We start from the raw sequence: 20,004 nt of genomic DNA, 5'->3' as shown, positions 1-20,004 counted from the left end.
CGCGTTATGTCCGCTCGGCTATAGCGCGTGGAGTCGCCGACGGCGGACGAGGCTCCAGCACGAGGATACCGCGACCCATGAAGATCTCCGCCCGCAACCGCCTCAAGGGCCGCGTCGTCTCCGTCGAGAAGGGGGCGACCACCGCGCATGTGCGCCTCGACGTCGCCGGAACGATCGTGACCGCCGCCATCACCAACGAGGCGGTGGACGAACTCGGTCTCGCGGAAGGCGGCGACGCCTACGCCATCGTCAAGGCCTCGGACGTTATGATCGGCGTCGACTGATCCGGACGATCCCGGTTCGCCAACGCAAAAAGGGCGCCTCGCGGCGCCCTTTCTTCATTCGGCGGGTGTGGGGTGGGGGCCCGCGGCGGCGGGTTCGGCCCGGTGCGGCGTGTCGCTCGCCTTCGGCTTCTTGTCGCGCGCCAGCAGCTTGTAGAAGAGCGGGATGAAGAAGATCGCGACGAAGGTCGCCATCAGCATGCCGCCGATCACGCCGGTGCCGATCGAGTGGCGGCTGGCCGACGAGGCGCCTGTGGCGGTGGCCAGCGGCACCACGCCGAGGATGAAGGCCAGCGACGTCATCACGATCGGGCGGAAGCGCAGCTTGGCGCCCTGCAGCGCGGCGTCGAAGGCCGAGAGGCCCTCCTCACGTTTCAGAACCGCGAACTCGACGATGAGAATGGCGTTCTTGGCCGCCAGCCCCACCAGCGTCACCAGCCCGATCTGGAAGTAGACGTCGTTTTCCAGGCCCCGCAGGAAGATGCCGAGCAGCGCGCCGAACATGGCGAAGGGCACGGCCAGCAGCACCGCGACGGGCAGCGACCAGCGCTCGTACTGCGCGGCGAGGATGAGGAACACCATCACCATGCCGAAGCCGATGGCGATGGCGCCGGTGCCGCCGGCCTGGATCTCCTGATAGGCCGATCCCGTCCAGGCCACCTCGTAGCCTTCGGGCAGGGCTTCGGCTGCCGCGGCCTGCATGGCCTCCAGCGCCTGTCCCGACGAGTAGCCGGGGGCGGGGCCGCCGGAGACCTTGGCCGAGTTGAAGGCGTTGAAGCGCTCGATGAGATCGGGCCCGACCACGCGCTTGGTGATGAGCAGCGAATCCAGCGGCACCATCGAGCCGCTGGAGGCCTGCACGTAGACGAAGCGCAGGTCGTCCGGCTTCTCGCGAAAGTCCGATTCCGACTGGAGCGAGACGCGGTAGTTGCGCCCGAGCAGCGTGAAGTCGTTGACGTAGAGCGAGCCGAAGGTCGACTGCATCGTCTCGAAGATCGAGGTGATGGGCACGCCGAGGGCCTTGGCCTTCTCGCGATCGACGTCGATCTGGTACTGCGGCACGTTGGCGACGAAGGTGGTGCGCACCCCCGCGAGTTCCGGCCGCTTCGAGGCCGCCGCGATGAGCGCGTCGGTCGCCTGGATCAGGCCCTGGCTGCCGTTGCCCGAGCGGTCCTGCACGAAGAGCTCGAAGCCGCCGGTGGTCGACAGGCCCTGGATCGGGGGCGGCGAGAAGGCCAGCACCATCGCGTCCTGAATGCCGGCATTGGCGCCGATGAAGGCGCCCGGCAGGTTGCGGGCGTCCTGGCTCGGATCGGTGCGCTCGCCCCAGTCCTTCAGCGTGACGAAGACGGCGCCCGCGCTCGACTTCTGTGAGCCCGAGAGAAGATCGAAGCCGGCGAAGGCGACGACGTCGGACACCGCCGGGTTCTTGCGGATGTTGGCGCTGACCTGATCCATCACGTCGGTGGTGCGGCTGAGCGAGGCGGCGGGCGGCAGGATCGCGACGGCGAAGTTGGAGCCCTGGTCCTCGTTCGGCACGAGCGAGCCGGGAATCGTCTGGAAGAAGTAGACGATGCCGCCGATCATCGCGGCCATCAACACCATCGCGAGGAACGCCCGGCGCATGATGAAGGCGACGCCGTGGCCGTAGCCGTTGGTGATCTTGTCGAACATCCGGTTGAACCAGCGGAACGGCGCGATCGGCTCCTTGTGCTCGTCGCGAAGGAGGATGCCGCAGAGCGCCGGCGTGAGCGTCAGCGCGACGATGCCGGAGATGGTGACGGACACGGCGATGGTGACGGCGAACTGGCGATACATCGTGCCCGCCAGGCCGCCGAGGAAGGCGACGGGGATGAACACGGCGCAGAGCACGAGCACGATGGCGATGACGGGGCCGGTCACCTCGGTCATCGCCTTGGCGGTGGCGTCCTTCGCCCGCAGCCCCTCGTCGCGCATGATGCGCTCGACGTTTTCGAGCACCACGATGGCGTCGTCGACGACGATGCCGATGGCGAGCACGAGGCCGAACAGCGTCAGGAGGTTGATCGAGAAGCCGAGCGCCAGCAGCACGCCGAACGTGCCGATGATCGACACCGGCACCGCGATCATGGGGATGAGCGTGGCTCGGAAGCTCTGGAGGAAGAGGTAGACGACGACCAGCACCAGCACCATCGCCTCGATGAAGGTGTGGATCACCGACTCGATGGAGGCCTCGATGAACTTCGTGGTGTCGAAGGGCACGGCGAAGCGGATGCCTTCGGGAAACTGCTTCGACAGATCCTCCATCCGCGTGTTGACGGCGGCGAGCACGTTCAGCGCGTTGGCACCCGGCTGCAGGTAGAGGCCGATCGGAACGGTCGAGTCGCCGTTGTAGGTGGCGTTGAAGGCGTAGTCCTGGCTGCCCAGCTCGACGCGGGCGATGTCCTTGAGGAACAGCGCCGCGCCGTTGGCGTCGGAGCGGATGATGATGTTCTCGAAGGCCTGCGCGTCGGGCAGGCGGCCCGCCGTCGTCACCGAATAGGTGAAGGCGAGCGGATTGTTGGAGGGCTGCGCGCCGAACTGGCCGGCGGCGAACTGGGCGTTCTGCTCGCGGATCGCGGTGGCGACGTCGCCGGGCGTCAGCTTGTACTGGGCCAGCTGATCGGGCCGCAGCCAGATGCGCATCGAATAGTTGCGGGCGCCGAAGAGCTGGGCGTTGCCGATGCCGGGAATGCGCTTCAGCTCGTCGAGCACGTAGAGCAGCGCGTAGTTCGAGACGTAGGTCGCGTCGTAGCGCGGGTCGGTGGACGACATGGTCGCCACCGCGAGGATCGACGAGGACTGCTTCGTCACGGTGACGCCGAGGCGCTGCACTTCGGAGGGCAGCGAGGAGACGGCCTGCTGCACCCGGTTGTTGACGTTGATCGTCGCCTGGTCGGGATCGGTGCCCGAGCGGAAGGTGACGGTGATCGTGGCCGAACCCGTCGAGGAGTTCGACGAGGTCATGTAGATCATGTCCTCGACGCCGTTGACCTGCTGCTCGATCGGCGCCGACACTGTCTGGGCGAGGGTCTCGGCGGAGGCGCCGGGATAGGTCGCGGCGACCTGCACCTGCGGGGGCACGAGCTCGGGATATTGCTCGATCGGCAGGGCGCGCATGGCGGCGAGGCCGCCGATGACGATGATGATCGAGATGACGGCGGCGAAGACCGGACGATCGACGAAGAAGCGCGAGTTCACTTGGCGGCCTCCGCGACGCTCTTGGTGGCACCGGCCGCGGGCGCGGCTTGGGCGGCGGGGACAGGGGACGCGGGGGCAGCGCCCGGCGCCTCCTCGGCCACCGGCGATACCGGCGAGCCCGGCCGCACCTTGATGACGCCGCGCGTGACGATGCGGTCGCCGACCTTCAGGCCGGAGGCGATGAGCAACTGGCCGTCGAGCTCGCGCCCGACGGTGACGGGACGCACCTCCGCGACGTTCTCGGCGGTGAGGCCGTAGACGAAGGTGCCCTGCGGCCCCTGCATCAGGGCTTCCGTCGGGATCGTCAGCGCGTCGGGAACCACGAGGCCCTCGATCTCGACGCGCACGAACTGGCCGGGCAGCAGGCGGCTGTCGGGGTTTTCGAGCACGGCGCGCGACAGGATCGTGCCCGTCTCCTGGTCGATCGAGGAGGAGGTGAAGTCGATCTTGCCGATCTTGCCGTAGGTCGAGCCGTCGCCGAACTTCACGGTCACCGTCAGGTCGTCGACCGAGCCTTGCGCGGCGCCCTTCTCGATGAGCTGGCGGATCGACGCCGCCTCGGTGTCGGCGGCCGAGAAGTTCACGTAGGCGGGATCGAGCTGGGTGATGCGGGTGAGGAGGTCGCCGGAGGTGAGGAGCGAACCTTCCGGCACCTGCTCGAGGCTGGTGATGCCGCTCGCGGGGGCCTCGACCGAGGTGTAGTCGAGGGACAGGGTGGCGGTCTGCAGGCGGGCCTGCGCCTGCGCCACCGAGGCGTCGGCGAGTTCGCGCTGCGAGGTGGCGTCGTCGACCGTGGCGGTGGAGGTGGCGCCGCTGCGAACGAGGGCCTGGGCGCGCTCCTCGGTGCGCCTGGCCTGGGCCTGCGTGGCGTTGGCCTGCTGCAGCTGCGCCTCGGCCAGCGCGACCTCGGCCTCGAAGGGGCGGCGGTCGATGTTGAAGAGCGGATCGCCCTGCTTCACCCGCTCGCCCTCGGTGAAGGTGCGGTCGAGAAGGATGCCGCCGACGCGGGCGCGCACCTCGACGACGCGCGAGGCGGTGACGCGGGCGGGATATTCGTAGGTGACGGGCACGGGACGGGCGGCCAGCGTCTCCACGGTGACGCCGGGCGGGGGCGGCGCGGCGCCGCCCGGCTGCTGCGCGGCCGCGAGGGTGGAAACGGAGAGAAGCGCCAGAAGCGTCAGGAGGGGGCGATCGAGGCGCATGTGGGGAAGCTCCGGCCGTGCGAGAACGCGGGTGTTGGGTATTGCGTCGCACCATACATACATTCATAAATGGATGTATTCAAGGAGGCGGTCAGTGCGGCGAACCAAGGAAGAGGCGGCGGAAACGCGATCGGCGATACTCGACGCCGCCGAGCGCATGTTCTTCGAGCGCGGCGTGAGCCAGACGAGCCTGTCGCAGATCGCCGCCGAGGCGAACGTGACGCGCGGCGCGATCTACTGGCACTTTTCGGGCAAGTCGGCGCTGTTTCGCGCTATGCAGGATCGCGCCTACCGGCCGCAGGAAGAGTTCATCAACTCGCAGAACATCCTCAGCGACGCCGACCCGCTCGCTGCGCTGCACCGCGTCACGCTCGAAAGCATCCACCGCTTCGTCGCCGACGAGCGCGCCCGCAAGGTCTACACGATCCTGACGCTGCGCTGCGAATACGTGGGCGAGATGGAGGAGGCGATGCTCTGCCACCGCGAGGCCGAGGATCACATGCAGAAGACGATCGTCGCCGTCTTCGAGCGGGCGGCGTCGCTCGGGCATCTGCGCGCCGGCTGGACGCCGCAGATGGCGTCCAACGCCTGCATCTGCGTGTTCACGGGACTGTTCACGGAATGGCTGCGCACGCGCGACAGCTTCGACATCATCGCCGCGGCGACGCTGACCTTCGACGCGCTCTTCGCGGGGTTCGGACGCGCGGCAGAGCGACTCTCCCCTCAGCCCGCGCTCGTCGCTCGCGCCGGCTGAACCGGGCGGCGATCCGGGGCCCCATCCCGGCGCCCGTTCCCTCGACGGAAGCGGTCGTTCAGCACGCGGCCGGGCAGGCGCGACGTGTCGAGCGGGATGGCATCGCCGTCGAGTTCGCAGATGGCGCGGCGCAGGGCGAGATGCGCGCCGAGATCGTGTCCCGGCCGACCGGCGCGCAGCCGGCGCAATCGACGCGCGTCTTCGAGGCGCAGCGCCGTCAGCAGCCGTCGCCGGTCCGCCGCGCCGAACCCGCCGGCACCGACCGTTAGTCCGAGGCGGGCGGCGGTTGCCGTGACGATGTCCGCTCCGCCGCCGTCGCGTTTTGCGGCCGTATGCCGGGCGAAAGCTGCGGCGGCGGCGCGCAGCGCGGCTTCGAGACGGCCGAGCGGCGGATCGGCGGGGAAGTGGCAGGCGAGCGGACGAGCGGACATGGACACCTCGATGCGGAGAAGGTGCCAAGCATGGGGCGGGCTCGAAGACCGAGGATAGAATTCCTTATTCGCGTGTGGATTGTGGGGATAAGTGGCGAGAAGCGCGGGGCTTGTGGGCTGGACCAACCGGTGTCGATAAAGAAAATATTCCTATAGTTTTGCCGGCGCTCTAGGCTCGGGGTCCGCCATCAGCCCCGAGGAATCGACATGCCGACGCCCCGTTCCCCGTTTCCTTCCGCCTCCTATGGTCCGCCGGACCCGCTGCCGGCGCGCGCGAGCCCTCGGTCCGAGATCGTCCAGTGCGAGGTCGCCGCCGACATCGCGTCGATCTTCTGCGGCGTGCCGGTGGCGGAGATCCTGACGCCGCACCGTGCCCGATCCGCGGCGGCGCGGGCGCGCCATGTCGCGATGTATCTCGCGCATGTCGCCTTTCAGCTGCCGCTCGGCGACGTGGCGCGCGGCTTCGCGCGGGACCGGACGAGCATCGCGCATGGCGTCGCGCGGATCGAGGACGCGCGCGACGACGAGGTCTTCGACGGCTTGCTGTCGCAGATGGAGGCGCTGGCGCAGTCGTGCCGGCGTCTGACCGGGCGCGGGATCGCCTTGCCGGGGGAGCGCTGACCATGGCGCCGACACGCACGCCGGCCGACGAATCGCCACTCACCCGCCTCGCCACGCGCCGGGTGGCGGGCGGTGTGCCGTTTCTCGACGCCGGCGAATGCGAGGCCGGCGAGCGCTTGCGCGCCGACTGGACGCGCGGCGGGCTGATGCCGAGCGTCACCCAGCGATGGGACCGGCTGCCGGGCGCGGGCTCTGCGGGGCCGGGCGACTGGAGCGACCACATGATGGACTGCCGCCGCCGCACCCAAGGCGCGCTCTCGGCGGTCGGCCCGGAGCTTTCGGGCGTCCTCGTCGATGTCTGCTGCTTCCTGAAGGGCACCGAGCAGGTGGAACGCGAGCGGGGCTGGCCGGCGCGCTCTGCCAAGATGCTGCTGAAGGCGGGGCTCGGTATTCTCGCGCGCCATTACGGGCTGACCCATCGGGCGGGCACGGGCGGCGCGGCGACGAGGGCGTGGCGGCCGGAGGGGGAGGGCTGATCCGCCGCCCGTGCCGTGGGAAGGGCTGGCCGCGCCGAGGACTCAGGCGGTTTCGAGCGCGGCGCGGGCGTCGTTGCGAATGCGCGCCACCATGGAACGCAGGCCGTTCGAGCGCTGGGGGGTCAGATTCTCGCGAAGGCCGAGGCGCTCGAACAGGGCTTCCGCGTCGGCCTCGAGAATGTCGGGCGCGGTGCGCCCCGAATAGAAGGCGAGCGCGATCGCGACGAGGCCGCGCACGATATGGGCGTCGGACTGGCCGGAAAAGGTGAGGCGCGGCGGGGCGCCGGCCTGCGTCTGGCTGGTCAGCCAGACCTGGCTGACGCATCCCGGCACCTTCGTCGCGTCGTTCATCGCGTCTGCGGGGAGTTCGGGCAGTTCGCGGCCGAGTTCGATCACGTAGCGGTAGCGGTCCTCCCAATCGTCGAGCAGTTCGAAATCGGTGATGATGTCGTCGATCGCGCGCATGGACGGGCCTCTCGGAGAAGCGATCCGGCTTGGGGTCGCCGCCGGGATATAGGCGATCCCCCGGCGCTTGTCAGGCGGGCTCAGGGACGCAGGACGACGGGGGTCTCGCTCTCGGCTACCGTGCGCGGCGGCGAGTAGGGGCGGGGAACCGGCGCCTGCGTGTTGATCGGCGTCGGCCGCGGCGGCGCGACGGGGGCGGGGGTGTGGGACGACGGCGCGGCGACGCGAACCGGCGCGGCCTCGGAGGCGGATGGGGGGGTGGAGAAGCCTGCGGCCATCTGCTCGTTGGCGAGGGCGGCCAGATAGGCGAACCCCGCGCCGACGCGCTCGCCGGCATAGCGCAGGGTCTCGCCGCCGGCCGCGCAGGCCGCCGGTGCCCGCTCGCAGAAGCTGCCGAGGTCGTTGATCGCCTGCTGCGCGCCGAAGACCAGCGCCATCGTCGAGGGCGCAGACCTGCCGCCGTCCGCCTCCACCGGCGAGCGGGGAAGGAAGAACGACACCGCGAAGAGAAGCAGAGCGATCTTGAAGAGGAAGCGCATCGTCGGGTTGCCCGTTGCTGTCTGCCGCAAGCGCCTCGGCGCCACCGTCCCACCTTCAACGAGACGGGTGAGACGCTCGTTTCGTTCTTGAATCGGATTTGAATCAATTTGAAGCGCGACGTGGCCGGGAAGGTCGATCCTACGGCGTTCCATGACGGACGAGATGAACGTAAGCCGTTGATAGAGCTTCGTGAAAAATTCAAGACCGGATGTTAACCCTGTTCCGAAGCTGATCCGTTCCCGCCGGTTTTCGCACCCCGTTCGGGCTCCGAGGGCGGGGCCGTCAGCGGGGTTTATGGCTTCCTTAAAAGGTTAAGCGGCAAGGTCGCAGCATGTTGGATGACGGTTCGGGGAGGCCATGACGGCTTCGATCCTCCCGGCCGCTGAGTGTGGGTCGACGATGAATCTCCAGACTTGCGTTGAGAGGAATCGACCCCAGGCCAGCCGCGGCTGGCACCGCGACGTGCTCCTGTCCGCGTTCGGGCCATTCGTCGCCGCGCAGGTCGCCGACGACGCGCAGCGCCGCGTCCAGGCCGGCATTCTGGCTGGGCTCGTCGGGTTCTCGCTGTGCGCGGCGCTCTCGACCACGATGGCCGTTCTCGCCGGATACGGTCTCGGCGTGACGCTGGGATGGAGCGTCGCGGCCTTCGCCGCTCTCGCCGCCGCCGTTCTCCTCGCCGTCACCGGAGAGCGCGACCTCGTTCTGGCCTCGGCCTTTACGATGCTCGCCGTGTTTCTCGGCGTTCTCTCGGTCTCCCTCGACAGCCTGTGGCCGCTCGCGCTGCTGGCGGCGGGGCCGGCGGAGGCGTGGCTGGCGCGGGCTTCGCTGCTCGTGCGGCTGATGATGCCGGCGGTCTTCGTGGCGATCGGCCTCGTCGGCTATCTGTCGCTGCATGGCATCGGCCCCGCCGAGCAGGGCCTCGCCGGCTGGCAGATCGCACTGCCGGCGCTTCTCGCCTATGCCGGGTTCGTCGGCTGGCGCGCCGTCCGCCCTGCGGCTTCCCGAGAGGTCGCGGCCTCCGCGCAGCCCCTGCTCAGCCTCGATGCGCAGGGCCGGGTGATCGCGGGCAGCGGGCCGCTCGCCGCGGGAATGCGGACGTCCGACCGGTTCAGCCAGCGCCTGCATCTTCTCGATCGCGTCGCCTTCCTCAAGGCGCTCGACGAGATCCGCGGCGGCGCCGCCGCGATCGAGCTGGATCTGCGGGTGGAGCGGGCGGGCTCGGCCGGCGCGACCTTCCTGCCGGTCTGCGCCGATCTCGTGCCGGTGCGCGACCGCAAGGGCACGCTGCTGCGCGTCGACGCCTTCGACCGCGACGAGACGGCGCCGGGCGCGATCGCACCTCTCTTGCCCGAGACACCGGCTCTGCTCGCCACCGTCTCGCACGAGCTGCGCACTCCGCTCAACGCCATCATCGGCTTCTCCGACCTTCTCGACCAGGAGACGTTCGGTCCCTTCGCCGACCCGCGGCAGAAGGAATATGTCGCGCTCATCCGGCGTTCGAGCCAGCATCTGCTGGAGGTCGTCAACGGCCTGCTCGACGTCTCGAAGCTCGAGGCGGGCCGCTACGAGCTCCTGCCGGAGCCCTTCTCGATCGCTGAGATGGCCGACTGCTCGGCGGCGATGATCCGGGGCGAGGCGGAGGGCAAGGGCCTGCGCTTCGTGGTGCGCTCGACGCCCGCCGAGGACGTTCTCACGGCGGACCGCCGCGCCTGCCAGCAGATCCTCGTCAACCTCCTAGCCAACGCCGTCAAGTTCACCCATCACGGCACGGTGTGCCTCGCCATCCGCAGCGAGGACGGGGCCGTGTTGTTCGAGGTGGCCGACACCGGGATCGGCATCCAGGCCGACGACATCGACCGCCTCGGCCGCCCCTTCGTCCAGCTGTCGCAGGGCCTCGCGCGGCGCTACGAGGGCACCGGCCTCGGCCTCTCGCTGGTGAAGGGTCTGGCCGAACTGCACGGCGGCTCGCTTCGCATCCGCAGCCAGCCGGGCCGGGGAACCACCGTGACGGTCCGCATTCCCATCGACTGTGCCGAGCGCATGCGCGCCGGTGGAAACCTCCTCGAAAACGTCGTAGCGCTGACCCATGCCCGCCAAAAAGACAGCTCCCTCCCGAAAGACGACCAGGGCCGCCTCTCGGCCTAAGCCGTCGAACCGCATGGCGCGCGCCTTGCTGCGCGGCGTCGCCGGCGGCCTCGTCGCGGGCGGCCGCGTGCTGGCGGCCCGCCCCGTGTTCTTCGGCAGCGTCGCGGTGTTCGCCGCGCTCTCGGGCGTCGTCGCCGACAACGCGCTGAACCGGCAGACGGGGCGCCATCCCCATCCCATGCTCGCCACGCGGCCCGACGAGGTGGCGGCGATCCTGGCGCGCCCGGCCGCCGCGCGACGGGCGGCGCCCGAAAAGGTGGAGATCGCCAACGATCCGCGCATTCTCGCCTTTCCGCTGGTGCGCGAAGTGCAGACGCTTCTCGCCGAACGCGGCCTCTACACGTCGGGGATCGACGGGCGGGCGGGACAGGCGACGGATCTCGCCATCCGCGCCTTCCAGAACGAGCGCGGTCTGCGCGTCGACGGCATGGCGACGCCGCTGCTCCTCTCGCAGATCCGCGCCGCCAACGAGCCGCCCGGCGCGCCGCCGCGCGACGAGATCGCCAGCCTCGTGAACGTCGATCCCGGCGCGACGGCCGGCATCGGCTCCGATGCCGAGCTCGTTCGCGAGATCCAGGCCAAGCTCAGCGAGGCGCAGGTGGCCGACATCACCGCCGACGGCATCCTCGGCGAGCGCACGCGCGCCGCGATCCGCACCTTCCAGGCCTTGGAGAGCCTCGAGGTGACGGGCGAGCCGACGCGCGAGGTGCTGGCGCGTCTCGAAGCGGTCAGCGCGGGGCGCTAAGGTGGCAGTGAGGACGCCATGCGCCTGACCAGCGAGATCTTCGCCTCGCTCCTGTTGCGGCGCGTCTTCTCCGATGGAGGCTTCGCGGCGGTGGAGCGGCGGGGGGCGGCTGCGGCCGGTGCCGTTTTCGTGCTGGCGCGCGACCGCGCCGGCGGCTTGCGCCTGTTCGGGCCGGCGCCGCAATCGCTCGCGAGCGAGGACGGAGACCGGCGCTTCGTGGAGGAGCGGGTAGCCGACGCGGAGGGCCTGCGCGCGCGCCTCGCCGGAGAGGTCCGGTTCGATCCCGACGTCTGGGTGGTCGAGATCGAGACCGAGCAGCCGGAAACCTATCTGACGATCGCCGACGCTTCGTAGCCGGACGGACGCAAGCGCCTCAGCCCTTGGCCTCGCGTCCGGCGGGGCGGGCGCCGCGGCGGCCGAACTCGAGCCGCGGCTGCGGCGCGGCGTCGAAGCGCTCGGGCGAGGTGAGGGGGCGGTGTTCGGGCAGGGCGCCGGCACGGGCCGCACCGATGGCGGCGCGGCAGTCCTCGGCGCGCAACGCCTTGTAGAAGCGCGCCATCGCGTCGAAGGCGGCGACGTCGAGGCCGATGCGGGGCTTCATCATCATCAGGATGCTCATCGCATCCGCGGAACTGGCCTTCAGCGCCTTCAGCGACACGGCGAGCCGTTCGCCCTCCTCGTCGGCCTCGATGGCGCGAAGCGTCGCCTCCGGCATGCCGAAGATGCCGCGCAGCGTGCGGTAGAAGGCGATCTCGTCGCGCATCATGGCGTGATGGAGGAGCGCGGTGAAGGTCGGGGCCGCCTCGGGCGAGGCGGGCGCGACGGTGGGACGGCCGCGACCGGCGCCGGCCAGCCGCTTCAGCGTCTCGCGCACCGTCTCGGCGGTGCGAAGGGGCGGCGCCGACGGCTCGTCGCCGCGCAGCGGCGTGATCGCGAGGAAGTCGGCGCTGAGCGAGGGAGACGCGACGTCGGCATCATCGAGCGCGGGCAGCGACGCAGCCGGAAGCGGCGCTTCGATCTGCAGGGCGGCGCGGGGCGCCGGGGCCTCCGGGCGGTTCGTTCGGTTGCGGACCAGCCGCACGATGCGCTCGTCCGGCGAAGCGGCGAGACCGGCGATGTCGGCGCCGGTCAGCGTCGGACTGGAGACGAGGAAGGGGGCGGCGACCTCGAGCGGTTCGGCGAGGAGCGCCTCCACCAGCACGCGGGGCAGCCGGGGCGTGTGGGACAGCGCGGCGGCGGCGTTGCGACGGGTCTCGGCGGCGACGCGCGGCCAGAGCGGCTGCACGAGGCGCCCGAGATCCTCGGCCTGCGAGGGATTGGGATGGCGCAGCGAACTGTAGGCGGCGACGGCCGCCGTCACCACGAGATCGAATTCCTGCTGTCCGGACGATCGTTCGAGGGATCGGAAGATCCGCGGTGCGGCGTCGTTCATGACATTCCAGGCGTTGGTGGGCCGATCGGAGCACGGATGGAAAGAATACCGCCCAATCTCTTAGCAAGCTGTTAACCTCAAACCGCTTCACTGGCGTTTCGCGGGCTCGAAGGCTTCCGGCATGCCGCCCGCACGATCTCGACGCGTCAGCCTGACGGCAGGTCTCGGCGCTAGGGCTCCTCATGCCGCGTCTTCGGCGATGAAGCCGGCGAACTGGAAATGGACTTCGAAAACGGACGGGCCGGCGGAAGCCGCCGGCGAACGGGGAAGACTGCCATGGCCACCGTGCACCGATTGATTCGCGATCCGACCGCGCCGAGCCGACAGCCGCGCGACGGCATGGCCGACGTCGTGATCCTGCCCTGCGTGCGGCGGGAACGACTGTTCGAGATCGCGGCGATCCGCAGCCTGGCCGAGCGCGGCGGGCCGAACCCGGCCTCGATGGGCGACGAACAGCCCTCCTGACGCGGACGGCGACGCGCGGGTGCGCCGGCGAGGTCGCGATCAGCTCGCCGGGCGGCCGCTTTCCTCGACCGTGCCCGGACGGCAGGTCACGGAGCGGGCGAAACGCTCCACGAAGGGGCGCTCGCTCTCGGACGCGACCAGCGCACGCACCGTGAGATAGCCTTCGTCCGCCGCAAACTCGACGGGGATCGACTGCGGCTCGTCGGCCGTGCCCTCGAGACGGGCGAGATCGAGCTGCTCGCGCGTGCCGACGAGGAGATCCAGCCGTCCATCGAGCGCCACGCGCTCTCCGATCGAATAGAGGTTGTCGCCGTTGCGGGCGGTGATCGAGGCCGTCCAGAAGGGCGTGGTCTCCTCGGCGTAGAGGCGCACCGGACCATCGGCCACCGAGAACCGGCAGGCGAGCACGATGAAGGCGGGGTCCACGAAGCGGAAACCGTCGCTTTCGTCCGTCTCGTCCTGCATGGGGGCGCCGGCCTGTGCCTCACCGACGCGCACCGGCGCGAACAGATCGCCGCGCCGGGCCAGGCGGCTCCACGCGTCGTTCTCCGCCTGACCGGGAATGGCGAAGACGATGGCGATGTGGACGATCGCGGCGCCGACGAGCCCCGTGACGACCGCCAGAAAGAGCTTACCCATCGACGAGGCATCCCGTTCTGACGATCAGCGGCATGGCGATCGGCGCCGCGCCGCTGTCGGTGCTGATCGGCGAATCGTAGAAGGTGATCGCGAGCACGAACCCGCCGTCGCCCACGAGCGGCAGCCAGTTGCCGGGCTGCGCCTGCGAGGAGATCCGCACGATCGCGGAATTGTCGTCCTCGCGCATCCAGTCGAGCGAGACGAGACGATCGGGACGGCCCTCGCCGGGTGCGATCAGGCGGCCGCCGAAATCGTAGGCCGCGAGCGTCGCGATACGCGCCGGCGGGTAGGCGCCCTCGAGCCGGTAGGTGCATTCGCGGCGAAGCTCGCGCCCCTGGCTGTCGGTGCGGGCCTGGAAGGCGACGCCCTCGCCGAGACCGAGACCGAGATGGCCCGAGCGCGCCAGCCGCGCCTTGGAATAGGGATCGGCGTCGGGCGCCCCGGCCGTGCGGTCGGCATGCCAGGCGCCGACCACCAGCGTGTCGGCGCTCTCGAACCGATCGAGCACGTAGGCGGCCGACCAGCTTCCGAGGCCGAGCGCGATGACGATGACGAGGAGGGTCTGGACGAGGAAGCGCATGCGTCTCTATTGCGCCGAATGCGCGCCGAAGCCAGCGCCGGGCACGAAGGAGGGGGCCCGCAAGATCAGCGCCGGGTGGTGACCGCGGCGGGCGGCACGAGGCTCACCGCGCCGGCCGCGGCGAACTTTTCGGCAACGATCGGCTGCGTCGCCGCCAGCATCGTCTCGATGTCCGCGAGGATCTTCTGGGTCGAGGCGGTGACGGTTTCCGGACGCGCGATGCGCGGCCCCCCCTCGTCGCCTTCGGTCTTGGCCACCTCGATCGAGCCGGGGGCAGGAATGGGATCGTCGATGAAGGGGATGGGGCGCAGCTCGATGCCCTGATGCGCCGCCTCCATGAAGCGCTGCCACGTCATCGCCGGCAGGCCGCCGCCGGTGAGCTTGTTGGTGGGCTTGAAGCTGTCGTTGCCATACCAGACGGCGGCGGTGAAGTTGCCGGTGAAGCCGACGAACCAGGCGTCGCGATAGCCCTGCGTTGTGCCCGTCTTGCCTCCGGCACGGGTCATCGAAAGACGCGCCCGCCGGGCGGTGCCGACCTCGGGAATGCGCACGAACATCTCGTTCATGCTCTTCGTCGCCTCTTCCGAGAGAACCCGGGCGCGCGGTGGCATGTCGCGGTTCGCGTCCCACAGGACGGTGCCGTCGGCGCCGCTGATCTGCTGGATGGCATGGCGATGGGAGGCGAGGCCGCCGGCGGGGAACACCGAATAGCCGGTCGCCTGATCGAGCACCGTGACCTCGTTGGTGCCGAGCGCGATCGTCTTGTCGCCGCGCAGCGGCGTCTCGACGCCGAAGGACTTGGCGAGCGCGGCGACGCGGCCGGGGCCGACGCCCTTCTCCTGGCTGAGCTGCACGGCCACCGTGTTGAGCGAGCGGGCCATGGCGTCCTGGATCTGGATGCGGCCGGCGAAGGAGTTTCCGTAGTTCTGCGGGCTCCAGTTGCCGACCGTGATCGGACGGTCGATCACGAAATCGGTCGGCTTGTGGCCGTTCTCCATGGCCGCGGCGTAGACATAGGCCTTGAACGACGAGCCGGGCTGGCGAAGGGCGCGGGTGGCACGGTTGAACTGCGACAGCCCGTAGTCGCGCCCGCCGACGAGAGCGACGAGCCCGCCATCGTCGTCGAGCACGGCCATGGCGCCTTCTTCGACGCCGTAGGACTTGCCGAACTGGCGGAGGTGAAAGTCGACGGATTCGTCGGCGAGCTTCTGCAGGCCCATGTCGACGGTGGTGCGGGCGACCAGCGTGCGCTGCGGCAGGTTGGCGGCGACGCGCTGTACCTCCTCGAAGGCGAAGTCGAGGAAGTAATCCGGCGACTGGATCACCGAGCGATCGACCGCGACGGCCGGGTGGCGCCGGGCGGCGACGACCTGGCCCTCGGTCATGAAGCCCGAATCGACCATGGCCGAGAGGACGACGTTGGCGCGGGCACGCGCGGCCGGCAGGTTCTTGTGCGGGGCGTACTGGGTGGGCGCCTTGAAGAGGCCGGCGAGCATCGCGCCTTCGGCGAGGCTGACGTCGCGGATGTTCTTGCCGAAGTAGAACTCGGCGGCCGCCGCCGCGCCGTTGGTGCCGCCGCCCATGTAGGCCCGGTCGAGATACATGCCGAGGATCTCGCGCTTGGTGAGGTGCGATTCCAGCCAGAGCGCCAGGAAGGCCTCGTTGACCTTACGCTCCAGCGAGCGTTCGTTCGACAGGAAGACGTTCTTGGCGAGCTGCTGGGTGAGGGTGGAGCCACCCTGCACGACGCCGCCGGCGCGCGCGTTCTCGCCGACCGCGCGGGCGAGGCCGAGGAAGTCGATGCCCCAATGCTCGAAGAAACGCCGGTCCTCGGTGGCGAGCACGGCCTTGACGAAATGATCGGGCAGCTCATCGATCGGCACGGCGTTGGCCTTGAGGATGCCGCGGCGCCCGATCTCGTTGCCGTGGCGATCGAGGAACTGGATCGAGAAGTCGGCCTGCTCGGGCAGTCCGTTCACGGTCTTCTGCATGGCCGGCTGGGCGAGCAGCAGCAGCAGAACGAAACCGGCGACGCCGAGGGTCATCGCCTCGCAGGTGAGCTCGACGACGACGCGGTTGAAACCGCGCACCCGAAACCGCCGCGAGAAGACGGTGAGGCTCTCCCAGGCCGACGAGAAACCGTGAACCGCGCGCCACAGCGTGGAATCCACCCAGGCATCCACCTCGATGAGGCGTGTGGGGGAGCGCCGGGGGGACGGCTTTCTGTCAAACAGGTTCGGCAAGGTCAGTTCTTCCACCCGGTCAGCCACGAAGGCGCCCCGATCATTTTACAGCAACCCGAGGGAGAGACAATCGAGCCGGTTCGCGTTCCCCGCCATTCTGGTGCAAGAAGCGTGCAGTTTCGGTTGCGCCCTTCGGCAGACGCCGCGACGTTCCCCTTCAACGATCGACATGTGGCATGAGCATGGTTCCCTTCTGGAAGCACAAGACGCTGGAGGAGATGAGCCCGGCCGAGTGGGAATCGCTTTGCGACGGGTGCGGGCGCTGCTGCCTCAACAAGCTGGAGGACTGGGACACCGGCGAGATCGTGTGGACGAACCTCGCCTGCCGGCTGCTCGACGGCGAGAGCTGCCGCTGCTCGGACTACGAGGACCGGCACGCCACCATTCCCGACTGCGTGACATTGGATGCGCCGACGGTGCGCTCGATCGGCTGGCTGCCGCCCAATTGCGGCTATCGCCTCGTGGCGGAGGGGCGCGATCTCTACTGGTGGCATCCGCTCGTCTCGGGCGATCCCGACACGGTCCATCAGGCCGGCGTCTCGGCGCGCGGGCGCACGCGCAGCGAGGCGGGAATCGAGCCGGAGGCGTTCGAGGACCATCTGGTGGACTGGCCCGGTGAGGATCCGGGGGCGGGGATCAGACCGCAGGTCGCCAGCAACGCAGGAATAAAATCCATAATAGGAAAATAGTCATTGACTGCGTGACGGTGGTCGGGTAGGGTTCAGGCACAGTCGAGTTGTTGCGACGAGAGGCGGCGGTTCCGGAAGGGACGGCCGCCTCTCGCGTTGGGGGAGGGTCTCATGGCTGCGGCTTCGGGGGAGAGGAGCGCGCCGCTTTCGGCGCATCTGCTGCGGGCGCTGACGCGCGAGGTGCGCGCGCTGGAGATCGCCTCGAAGGCCGCGCACGCCGCTTCGACCGAAGCGGTGTCGCCGAAGGGGGATGGGGAGATTCAGGTCGGCGCGAAGGCGCGGATCGAGGCGATCACGCAGCTGACGCGCACGTTGGAGAAGCTGCTGGAGCTGAAGCAGCTCGAGGCGCTGCAGCGGGCCGGCGCGGCGGAAGCCGACGCGGCCGAGACCGAGCGGCTGAGCGCGGAGATGCTGAAGCGGTTGCGGGCGCTGGAAGAGCGCCGGGTCGCAGGGGGCGGCCTCTTCGCCGTGGCCGATGCGAGCGGAGCGGAGGCTTGAGCGGCGTGCGATCCGATGCGCTGGCCGACGAGGCGTTCTGGACCCTGGTGGAGGCGGAACTGGCGAGGCAGCCGGCGCGGGTGCTGCGCCGTGCGATGCCGGACTGGTCTCGCTGCGCGCGGGGCTCGCAGCTTCCTCCGGCGGGCGACTGGCGGCAATGGCTGCTGATCGGCGGGCGGGGATCGGGCAAGACGCGCGCCGGGGCCGAGTGGATCCGGGCGCTGGCGCTGGGTCAGGCGCCTCTGGCGGGCCAGGTGCACGGGCGCATCGCGCTGGTGGCCGAGACGCTGGGCGACGCGCGCGAGGTGATGATCGAGGGCGAGAGTGGCCTGCGGGCGCTGGACTACGCGGTGCGGCCGGTGTTCGAGGCGACGCGCCGCCGCCTCGTCTTCGCCAACGGCGCGGTGGCGCAGATCTTTTCGTCGGAAGACCCGGATGCCCTGCGCGGCTACCAGTTCGACGCCGCCTGGGGCGACGAGCTCGCCAAGTGGAAACATGCCGACGCCTGTTTCGACAATCTGCAGCTGGCGCTGCGCCTCGGCGCCGCGCCGCGCATGGTGCTGACGACGACGCCGCGCGCGGTGCCGCTCCTGAAACGATTGTTGGAGGAGCCGGGAACGGCGGTGACGCGCATGCGTACCGCCGAGAACCGGGCAAATCTCGCCGCCGGCTTCGTGCAAGCGATGGAAAGCCGCTACGGCGGGTCGCGTCTGGCGCGCCAGGAACTCGACGGCGAACTGATCGAGGCCCGCGACGACGCGCTGTTCGACCGCGGAACGATCGACCGGCTGCGGGTGCGCGCCGCGCCGGAGCTGCGGCGCGTCGTGGTGGCGGTGGACCCGCCGGCGACGGCGACGCGGCGCTCCGACGCCTGCGGCATCGTCGCCGCCGGGTTGGCGGCCGACGGCACGATCTACGTGCTGGCCGACCGCAGCCGGCGCGGCGCGCGGCCGCCGGAATGGGCGGGTGCGGCGGTGCGATTGTTTCAGGATCTCGAAGCCGACCGCATCGTGGCGGAGGTCAACCAGGGCGGCGACATGGTGGAGGCGGTAATCCGCACGGTCGCGCCCGGCGTGCCGGTGACGGCGGTGCGGGCGACGCGCGGCAAGTGGGTGCGGGCCGAGCCGGTGGCCGCGCTCTACGAGCAGGGGCGCGTGCGCCACGCCGGCAGCTTCGCCGCCCTCGAGGACGAACTCTGCGACTTCGGCCCGGACGGGCTCTCGAACGGGCGTTCGCCCGACCGGCTGGACGCCCTCGTCTGGGCGGTGACGGCGCTGACGCAACCGGTGGCGGAGCCGCGCGTGCGCGGCCTCTGAGCGACGATTCTTGACAACAATCGGAGACCGATCATGGGATTGGCAACGCGGCTGAAGGCTCTCGCGGGCTTTGGCGACGATCGCACGAGCGTGCCCGAGGCCAAGGCGGCGGGCGGCGGATATGGCGGGGGATCGCTCGTCTTCGCGGGCGGGCAGACGGAGGGCGCGCAGTGGAGCGAGCGCTCCTACGGCGCGCTGTCGCGGGCGGGCTTCCTGCAGAACCCCGTGGTCTACCGCTGCGTGCGGCTGATCTCGGAGAACGCCGCGAGCGTGCCGCTGCTGCTCTACGACGGCGCGGCGGAGGTGGAGGCACATCCAATGCTGGCGCTGCTGCGGCGCCCGAACGGCGGGCAGGACGGCGCGGCGCTGCTGGAGGCGGTGTGCGGCCATCTGCTGCTGGCGGGCGCGGCGCATCTCGAAGCGGGGCTCATCGACGGCGAGCCGCGGCTGGTGCACGCGCTGCGACCCGACCGCGTGCGAACGCTGGCGGGCGGCGACGGTTGGCCGGAGGCGATCGAGGTGCGGGCGGGATCCTCGGTGCGACGGGTGTCTCTGGAGAGCGAGGACGCGCGCCCGGCGCGGGGATTGGCGATCCGGCTGTTCCACCCGCTGAGCGACGGAGAGGGGTTCCCGCCGGTGGCGGCGGCGCAGACGGCGCTCGACCTGCACAACGCGGCCACGCGCTGGAACAAGGCGTTGCTCGACAATTCGGCGCGTCCCTCCGGGGCGCTCGTCTACCAGCCCGGCGACGGGGCGAACCTCTCGGCCGACCAGTTCGAGCGGCTGAAGACCGAACTCGAGAGCGGCTATGCGGGGGCGGCGCGCGCCGGGCGGCCGATGCTGCTGGAGGGCGGGCTCGACTGGAAGGCGATGGCGCTGAGCCCGCGCGACATGGATTTCATGGAAGCGCGCAACGGCGCGGCGCGCGACATCGCCCTGAGCTTCGGGGTGCCGCCGATGCTGCTCGGCATTCCCGGCGACGCGACCTATGCGAACTACCAGGAGGCGAACCGCGCCCTCTTCCGCCTCACCGTGCTGCCGCTGCTGACGCGCATTTGCGGTGCGGTCGGCGACTGGCTGGCGGGGTTCTACGAGGGCGGGACCGGGCTGCGGCTCGGCTTCGACCACGACCGGATCGAGGGACTGGCGCTGGAGCGCGAAGCCCTGTGGGCGCGCGTCGGCGCCGCCGGCTTCCTCGACGAGGACGAGAAGCGCGAGGCGGTGGGCTACGGCCCGCGCGCTGCCGGCGCAAGCTGACACCCC

Annotated in this window: 21 protein-coding genes; 12 read left to right on the top strand and 9 right to left on the bottom strand. The window is 70.2% G+C overall.

The window, feature by feature from the left end:
• The first annotated feature begins 77 nt into the window (after nucleotides 1-77).
• A complete protein-coding gene (locus GGR04_RS02095; RefSeq protein WP_183197359.1) occupies nucleotides 78-284 on the top strand; it encodes a TOBE domain-containing protein in 207 nt (68 codons plus the stop codon).
• Between the two features lie 54 nt (nucleotides 285-338).
• On the opposite strand, the gene GGR04_RS02090 is transcribed toward GGR04_RS02095, so the two are convergent.
• Both GGR04_RS02090 and GGR04_RS02085 read right to left on the bottom strand, forming a co-directional pair.
• Nucleotides 339-3,500, bottom strand: coding sequence for an efflux RND transporter permease subunit (locus tag GGR04_RS02090; RefSeq protein ID WP_183197357.1), 3,162 nt, complete (start codon nucleotides 3,498-3,500; stop codon nucleotides 339-341).
• Nucleotides 3,497-4,702, bottom strand: a complete 1,206-nt coding sequence (locus tag GGR04_RS02085) for an efflux RND transporter periplasmic adaptor subunit (RefSeq protein ID WP_183197355.1) — start codon at nucleotides 4,700-4,702, stop codon at nucleotides 3,497-3,499. The genes GGR04_RS02090 and GGR04_RS02085 overlap by 4 nt, the downstream gene beginning before the upstream one ends.
• Before the next feature lie 94 nt (nucleotides 4,703-4,796).
• Here GGR04_RS02085 and GGR04_RS02080 point away from each other — a divergent pair, with 94 nt between their 5' ends.
• Nucleotides 4,797-5,456 carry a TetR family transcriptional regulator gene (locus tag GGR04_RS02080; protein WP_183197352.1) on the top strand — a complete coding sequence of 220 codons (660 nt, stop codon included), beginning with the start codon at nucleotides 4,797-4,799 and terminating at the stop codon, nucleotides 5,454-5,456.
• Here the strand turns inward: GGR04_RS02080 and GGR04_RS02075 are convergent.
• Nucleotides 5,426-5,887: a hypothetical protein gene (locus GGR04_RS02075; protein ID WP_183197350.1), complete on the bottom strand. Its 462-nt coding sequence runs from the start codon at nucleotides 5,885-5,887 to the stop codon at nucleotides 5,426-5,428. The two genes, GGR04_RS02080 and GGR04_RS02075, sit on opposite strands and share 31 nt — an antisense overlap.
• Nucleotides 5,888-6,094: 207 nt before the next feature.
• Between GGR04_RS02075 and GGR04_RS02070 the strand changes: the two genes are divergently transcribed.
• Entirely contained in the window at nucleotides 6,095-6,508 is a 414-nt protein-coding gene (locus tag GGR04_RS02070) for a helix-turn-helix domain-containing protein (RefSeq protein WP_183197349.1), read from the top strand.
• Between the two features lie 2 nt (nucleotides 6,509-6,510).
• Entirely contained in the window at nucleotides 6,511-6,984 is a 474-nt protein-coding gene (locus tag GGR04_RS02065) for a DUF6456 domain-containing protein (protein WP_183197347.1), read from the top strand.
• A gap of 42 nt (nucleotides 6,985-7,026) precedes the next feature.
• Here the strand turns inward: GGR04_RS02065 and GGR04_RS02060 are convergent, their stop codons facing one another.
• Both GGR04_RS02060 and GGR04_RS02055 read right to left on the bottom strand, forming a co-directional pair.
• Nucleotides 7,027-7,449 carry a SufE family protein gene (locus GGR04_RS02060; protein WP_183197344.1) on the bottom strand — a complete coding sequence of 141 codons (423 nt, stop codon included), beginning with the start codon at nucleotides 7,447-7,449 and terminating at the stop codon, nucleotides 7,027-7,029.
• Nucleotides 7,450-7,529: 80 nt separating this feature from the next.
• Nucleotides 7,530-8,018, bottom strand: a complete 489-nt coding sequence (locus GGR04_RS02055) for a DUF5330 domain-containing protein (protein WP_183197343.1) — start codon at nucleotides 8,016-8,018, stop codon at nucleotides 7,530-7,532.
• Between the two features lie 433 nt (nucleotides 8,019-8,451).
• On the opposite strand from GGR04_RS02055, the gene GGR04_RS02050 reads away from it, so the two are divergent.
• Genes GGR04_RS02050 through GGR04_RS02040 form a run of 3 tightly spaced genes read left to right on the top strand, consistent with a single transcriptional unit; the run spans nucleotide 8,452 to nucleotide 11,233 of the window.
• A complete protein-coding gene (locus GGR04_RS02050; RefSeq protein ID WP_183197341.1) occupies nucleotides 8,452-10,134 on the top strand; it encodes a sensor histidine kinase in 1,683 nt (560 codons plus the stop codon).
• Between the two features lie 13 nt (nucleotides 10,135-10,147).
• Nucleotides 10,148-10,879 (top strand): peptidoglycan-binding domain-containing protein, encoded by a 732-nt coding sequence (locus GGR04_RS02045; RefSeq protein ID WP_183197339.1) that lies wholly within the window; start codon nucleotides 10,148-10,150, stop codon nucleotides 10,877-10,879.
• Between the two features lie 18 nt (nucleotides 10,880-10,897).
• The gene (locus tag GGR04_RS02040; RefSeq protein WP_183197337.1) at nucleotides 10,898-11,233 is read left to right on the top strand and encodes a DUF1491 family protein; all 336 of its coding nucleotides are present in this window, start codon (nucleotides 10,898-10,900) and stop codon (nucleotides 11,231-11,233) included.
• 19 nt (nucleotides 11,234-11,252) lie between these two features.
• Here GGR04_RS02040 and GGR04_RS02035 read toward each other — a convergent pair whose 3' ends face one another.
• Nucleotides 11,253-12,311 (bottom strand): hypothetical protein, encoded by a 1,059-nt coding sequence (locus GGR04_RS02035; RefSeq protein ID WP_183197335.1) that lies wholly within the window; start codon nucleotides 12,309-12,311, stop codon nucleotides 11,253-11,255.
• 276 nt (nucleotides 12,312-12,587) lie between these two features.
• Here GGR04_RS02035 and GGR04_RS02030 point away from each other — a divergent pair, with 276 nt between their 5' ends.
• Complete coding sequence (locus GGR04_RS02030) at nucleotides 12,588-12,776, top strand: hypothetical protein (protein WP_183197333.1); 189 nt, start codon at nucleotides 12,588-12,590, stop codon at nucleotides 12,774-12,776.
• A 39-nt stretch (nucleotides 12,777-12,815) separates the two neighbouring features.
• Here the strand turns inward: GGR04_RS02030 and GGR04_RS02025 are convergent, their stop codons facing one another.
• The 3 genes from GGR04_RS02025 to GGR04_RS02015 form a co-directional block, all read right to left on the bottom strand.
• Nucleotides 12,816-13,415, bottom strand: coding sequence for a DUF1254 domain-containing protein (locus tag GGR04_RS02025; protein WP_183197331.1), 600 nt, complete (start codon nucleotides 13,413-13,415; stop codon nucleotides 12,816-12,818).
• Complete coding sequence (locus GGR04_RS02020; RefSeq protein WP_183197329.1) at nucleotides 13,408-13,995, bottom strand: DUF1214 domain-containing protein; 588 nt, start codon at nucleotides 13,993-13,995, stop codon at nucleotides 13,408-13,410. Before GGR04_RS02020 ends, GGR04_RS02025 begins: the two co-directional genes overlap by 8 nt.
• A 65-nt stretch (nucleotides 13,996-14,060) precedes the next feature.
• Nucleotides 14,061-16,253 carry a transglycosylase domain-containing protein gene (locus GGR04_RS02015; RefSeq protein WP_376769821.1) on the bottom strand — a complete coding sequence of 731 codons (2,193 nt, stop codon included), beginning with the start codon at nucleotides 16,251-16,253 and terminating at the stop codon, nucleotides 14,061-14,063.
• Nucleotides 16,254-16,414: 161 nt separating this feature from the next.
• Between GGR04_RS02015 and GGR04_RS02010 the strand changes: the two genes are divergently transcribed.
• The 4 genes from GGR04_RS02010 (at nucleotide 16,415) to GGR04_RS01995 (ending at nucleotide 19,998) form a co-directional block, all read left to right on the top strand.
• The gene (locus GGR04_RS02010) at nucleotides 16,415-16,927 is read left to right on the top strand and encodes a YcgN family cysteine cluster protein (protein ID WP_183197325.1); all 513 of its coding nucleotides are present in this window, start codon (nucleotides 16,415-16,417) and stop codon (nucleotides 16,925-16,927) included.
• Between the two features lie 111 nt (nucleotides 16,928-17,038).
• Nucleotides 17,039-17,425 (top strand): hypothetical protein, encoded by a 387-nt coding sequence (locus GGR04_RS02005; RefSeq protein WP_183197323.1) that lies wholly within the window; start codon nucleotides 17,039-17,041, stop codon nucleotides 17,423-17,425.
• A gap of 95 nt (nucleotides 17,426-17,520) precedes the next feature.
• Nucleotides 17,521-18,741 (top strand): DNA-packaging protein, encoded by a 1,221-nt coding sequence (locus tag GGR04_RS02000; protein ID WP_183198985.1) that lies wholly within the window; start codon nucleotides 17,521-17,523, stop codon nucleotides 18,739-18,741.
• Between the two features lie 33 nt (nucleotides 18,742-18,774).
• A complete protein-coding gene (locus GGR04_RS01995; protein ID WP_183197321.1) occupies nucleotides 18,775-19,998 on the top strand; it encodes a phage portal protein in 1,224 nt (407 codons plus the stop codon).
• Nucleotides 19,999-20,004 lie beyond the last annotated feature (6 nt).

Source organism: Aureimonas pseudogalii (genome assembly GCF_014196835.1).
GTDB lineage: Bacteria > Pseudomonadota > Alphaproteobacteria > Rhizobiales > Rhizobiaceae > Aureimonas > Aureimonas pseudogalii.
The sequence above is the reverse complement of the archived record's forward strand: the minus strand, read 5'-3'. Positions and strand labels throughout refer to the sequence as shown.